The organism is Syntrophomonas sp. UBA5494 (genome assembly GCF_002426325.1).
This window is the reverse complement of the sequence record NZ_DIPG01000031.1, coordinates 36,911-41,770: the sequence shown is the minus strand read 5'-3', so window position 1 is coordinate 41,770 and position 4,860 is coordinate 36,911. Positions and strand designations below refer to the sequence as shown.

At 52.6% G+C, this 4,860-nt stretch carries 6 protein-coding genes and 1 pseudogene; all 7 read left to right on the top strand.

Annotation, left to right across the window (positions count from 1 at the left end; all coding sequences use genetic code 11):
* Window positions 1-190: pseudogene (locus B3W37_RS03225) on the top strand (TIGR02530 family flagellar biosynthesis protein); the annotation flags it as partial.
* Window positions 191-272: 82 nt separating this feature from the next.
* On the top strand, window positions 273-1,661 hold the full coding sequence (locus B3W37_RS03220) for a flagellar hook protein FlgE (protein ID WP_483168492.1): 1,389 nt from the start codon (window positions 273-275) through the stop codon (window positions 1,659-1,661).
* 50 nt (window positions 1,662-1,711) lie between these two features.
* Window positions 1,712-1,906, top strand: a complete 195-nt coding sequence (locus B3W37_RS03215; protein WP_483168491.1) for a flagellar FlbD family protein — start codon at window positions 1,712-1,714, stop codon at window positions 1,904-1,906.
* Between the two features lie 21 nt (window positions 1,907-1,927).
* On the top strand, window positions 1,928-2,392 hold the full coding sequence (locus B3W37_RS03210) for a flagellar basal body-associated FliL family protein (RefSeq protein ID WP_483168490.1): 465 nt from the start codon (window positions 1,928-1,930) through the stop codon (window positions 2,390-2,392).
* 29 nt (window positions 2,393-2,421) lie between these two features.
* Window positions 2,422-3,414 (top strand): flagellar motor switch protein FliM, encoded by a 993-nt coding sequence (gene fliM / locus B3W37_RS03205; RefSeq protein ID WP_483174762.1) that lies wholly within the window; start codon window positions 2,422-2,424, stop codon window positions 3,412-3,414.
* Window positions 3,407-4,561: a flagellar motor switch phosphatase FliY gene (gene fliY / locus B3W37_RS03200; protein WP_483168488.1), complete on the top strand. Its 1,155-nt coding sequence runs from the start codon at window positions 3,407-3,409 to the stop codon at window positions 4,559-4,561. The genes fliM and fliY overlap by 8 nt, the downstream gene beginning before the upstream one ends.
* 18 nt (window positions 4,562-4,579) lie before the next feature.
* The coding region (locus tag B3W37_RS03195; RefSeq protein WP_483174761.1) for a response regulator at window positions 4,580-4,860 on the top strand (281 nt) is incomplete at its 3' end.

Here is a 4,860-nt window from a genome sequence, read left to right as displayed (position 1 = left end):
AGAGGATGTGGACCGGATCCAGAACGCGGTTACCCAGGCTCGCCAAAAGGGCTCCCGGGATTCCCTGATCATAATGGATCGTCTCGCTCTGGTGGTCAGCGTCAAGAATAATACCGTGATAACCGCGGTGGATGATCAGAGCATCAAACAAAACGTATTTACCAACATTGACAGTGCAGTCATCATTTAGGGCTGGACCTCTCAGGAAGCCCTGGATGCGGAGCGATGGAAGCATCCACAAGTAACGCTCTTTAAAGGAGGTCATGAAAAACATGATGCGATCAATGTATTCGGGCGTGTCCGGTTTGAAAAACCATCAGACCCGAATGGACATAATAGGCAACAATATCGCCAACGTCAATACGGTGGGTTATAAGAAGAGCCGGGTGGTGTTCAAAGAGGCCTTATATCAGACCATGCGCGGCGCCTCATTGGCCACCGACGCCCGGGGCGGCACCAACCCCATGTCTATCGGCCTGGGGATGACCATAAGCAGTATCGACCAGATCCATACCCCGGCTCCGGCAACTGTAACCAATAAGTCTACAGATATGGCTATCGATGGCAGCGGCTATTTCATGCTCAGCAACGGCGGGCAGATATATTACAGCCGGGCCGGGAACTTCGACTTTGACACCATGGGCTACCTGGTCAGCACCAGCAATGGTTACCGGGTGCAGGGCTGGGTGGCGGACGCCAATGGAATCATCGATACTGTCCAGGCCGCCCGGAATATCGATATTTCAGCCTTTAGAACCATTGCCCCCAAAGCCACCGAAAACGTGGTCTTCTCAGGCAATTTAAATTCCACCCTCACCATTCCGCAAATCGCGGGCAGTGACATCGACCCCGCCGACGGCGGGCAGCACCCTGCAGCCGATAATGCGGTCATAACCTCGAAAACGGTTTACGATTCACTGGGGAATGAAGTGACTTTATATTTCAGGTTCTTCAAGCATGAGGTTGAGAGCGGTCCGCCCCCGGTAAGCGACTGGGCCTGTGATATATCGCTGGATCCGGAATTTGAGAATATGGAAGCTTACGATGATGCCGCCGATTTCGAAGCCCTGGACATTGCTGCCGGAGAGAGCCCTGCCGGCGGTACCCGCATGCTGCGCGTCTACAACCTGCAGTTTGACGAAGGCGGGGCTATCATCCTGCCTGAAGCCGCCCAACTGCAATTGACTGTGGACCGCTCCCAGGAGGGGGCCAATGACCTGGTGCTGGACATCGATTTCGGCGGTTTGACTCAATTCAACACCAAATCGTCCGCCTGGGTCGAACACCAGGACGGATATTCCATGGGCAGCCTGTCGAGCTATAGTGTCGGCATTGACGGCACCATACAGGGAGTCTATGACAACGGAGCCATCATGAACCTGGCCCGGGTGGCCCTGGCCAATTTCCAGAACCCCTCCGGACTGCTGCAGATGGGAAGCAACCTCTACCAGCAATCCAGTAACTCCGGGGACCCCTCTATCGGCGGGCCCGGTAGTCAGGGCATGGGCGCCATTCTGCCCAGCAGTCTGGAAATGTCCAATGTCGACCTATCGGAGGAGTTCACCGATATGATCATCACCCAGAGGGGTTTTCAGGCTAATTCCCGGGTGATAACCACCTCGGATGAGATGCTGCAAGAATTGGTCAATCTGAAGAGATAAGCCGCGGCTCCGGGGGCCAGGCCCCCGGAGCATATGACCAGAGGTGAGAAATGATATATTTAACCCGTTTAAACGGTGAAGTACTGTTGGTCAATATAGACCTTATCGAGTTGATGGAAGAGACGCCGGATACGGTCGTTACCTTAACCACCGGCCGCAAGCTGGTGGTCAAAGAAAGCGTCCGGCACATATCCGCCCAGATCATCAAGATAAAGCGCGCCATTTTCACTACATTAAAGAAATAGAACGGGCAAGGAGGAATTGCGATGGCGGAGGAAAACGGCCTGGAGAAAAAGGCCAAAACCGGGTTTGACGGCAAAATTATCATAATCGGGATGGTGTTTTTTCTAGTGGCGGTGGGCGCTTCCTATTTGATCATGGACCGCCTCCTGGCTCCGCTTATGCCGCCCAAGGCTGATAGCGCTGAAGTGAAAGTGGGAGCTTTGCTGTCGGTGGGAGAGTTCACCACCAATATCAATGACGTCAACGGAACCCGGTTTTTGAAGGTAGAGGTCACCATCGAGACCGACGAAAAGAAAAAAGAGGATGTCAATAAGAATATGGCGGTGATCAAAGATACCATTCTCAACACTTTTGCGGGCAAAACCGTGGCCGATCTGGATATCCGCAACCGCGACAATCTCAAAGCCGAGATAACCAGGCAGCTCAATGCCAAGCTGGGAGCCGAGGTAATAAGGAATGTGTATTTTACCAAATTCATCATGCAATAGCTGGAGCAGGCCTAAGGGGAGGGTCTTTTGTGAGTGAAGTTCTGTCGCAAAACGAAATTGACGCTTTGCTTTCAGCCTTGAGCAACGGGGCGGTCAATGCGGAGGAATTGAAAGAAGAGCAAAACCGTAAGCGCATCCGGGTTTATGACTTTCGCAGGCCCAGCAAATTCTCCAAGGATCAGATCCACACCCTGCAGGTCATTTACGATAACTACGCGCGCTCCCTGGGCACCTATTTATCGGCTCAACTGCGCACCCCGGTGCAGCTTGAGGTGCTGTCAGTGGAACAGTTGAGTTATGAAGAATTTATCCGTTCCATTCCCAACCCGACCATATTAAATATTTTTTCACTATATCCCCTGGAAGGCAATGCCATCATGGAGATCAATCCCAACCTGGGCTTTGCCTTCTTAGACCGCCTCCTGGGCGGACCGGGCAGCACCCTTCCCAAGGTCAGAGGTTTGACCGAAATCGAGCAGAGCGTTATAGAACGCATTGTTCAACGCATGTTGGATTATTTTGAAGAACCCTGGGGAGGGATCATCGAGCTGCGTCCATCCCTGGAAAGAATGGAAACCAACCCCCAGTTTACGCAGCTGGTGTCTCCGGCGGAAATAATGATGATGGTTTCCCTGGAAGCCCGTATGGGAAATGTGATGGGCATGATCAACATCTGCATACCATTTCTGGTTTTGGAACCTATTATGGATCGCTTGAGTGTGCATTATTACTACTCCACCAGCACCAAATCCAGAAGCCCGGAGAATGTCGCTGCCATTCAACAAAAGCTGGAAAACACTTTCATTCCCGTTAAAGTGGTCCTGGGGAGAACCACCATCACAGTAGGGGATCTGTTGGAACTGGGTATAGGCGACGTGATCTCCCTGGAGCGCAATATCAAAGAACCTCTGGAAGTGGCGATTGGCCAAAAAACCAAATTCCTGGCCAAACCCGGCATCTATGAAAGTCGTAACGCAGTGCAAGTTTCCCGGGTGATGAAGGAGGGAAATGACGATGAATAACGGAATTCTGTCCCAGCAGGAAATCGATGCTCTCCTGGCGGGCGGGAATAAAAAAAGCGGCCAGAATACGGCCGAATTGATCACAGAATTTGAACGCGACACTTTGGGGGAAATCGGCAATATCTCCATGGGCACCTCAGCGACTATACTGTCGACTCTGCTGCACCGCAAGGTAGCCATCACCACCCCCGAGGTTAAAGTAATCAGCCGCGAGCAATTGCGCTCTGATTTCCCCATGCCTTATGTGATCGTGGAAGTGCAGTACCGCGAAGGTCTGCACGGCGCCAACGTGTTTGTGGTTAAAACCGAGGATGCCGGTATGATCGCCGATCTCATGATGGGCATGGAACCCCGCGCGGGGCGCAGCAGTCTCAGTGAAATCGAGTTAAGCGCGGTTGGAGAGGCTATGAACCAGATGATGGGTTCAGCCACTACCAGCCTGTCCACCATGTTCAACACCCGTATTGATATTTCCCCGCCCTTGCTGACGGTGGTCAACCTGGGGGAAGAAAAACTGGGTTTACACAGCATGTTTGAGGAACTGGTTACCATCAAATTCCAGATGAAGATAGAAAACCTTCTGGAAAGTGAGATCATGCAGATCACCCCCATCGAAGCGGTCAAACATATGATGGAAATGCTGACCGGTGACAGCTGCCCGTCAGAATCTCAGCAAACGGACAGTTCATTGCCAGAGCCGGAGACGGATGATCATTTTGAACAGCTGGAAGCCGCACTGGCCCGGGACAGTCTGGGGACTGACCGCCCGGCCGGTCCTGAGACGGCGTTTGCGGCTGAACCGCCCCCGCCGAAGCCAACCCCGGCATCCCTGACGGTGCAGCCGGTACAGTTTGCTTCTCTGCACGAATTTCCTCTGGGTTCCATGCCCCAGAACATCGGCCTTATCATGGATGTTCCCCTGGATGTATCGGTGGAGCTGGGCAAGGCCCGCAAGACCATCAAAGAGGTTCTGGAACTGCAGCAGGGGTCTATCATTCAGCTTGACAAAATGGCCGGGGAACCGGTTGACTTGCTTGTCAATGGCAAGCTCATCGCCAGGGGCGAGGTGGTGGTCATTGATGAAAACTATGGGATCAGAATAACCGCGATCATTAGTCCCATTGACCGGGTTAATAAACTTCAATAACAGGCGAGGAGGCTCACTATGTCAAAAAACGTGTTGATTGTGGACGATGCCGCTTTTATGAGGATGATGATCAAAGACATCCTGACCAAGAACGGCTATGCGGTAATCGGGGAGGCGGAAAACGGGATAACCGCCCTGGAGAAATACAAAGATCTTAAGCCCGATCTGGTCACTATGGACATCACCATGCCGGAGATGGACGGCATTGCCGCGGTAAAAATGATCAGAGCCTTTGATTCCCAAGCCCGTATTATCATGTGCAGCGCTATGGGGCAGCAGGCCATGGTGATCGATGCCAT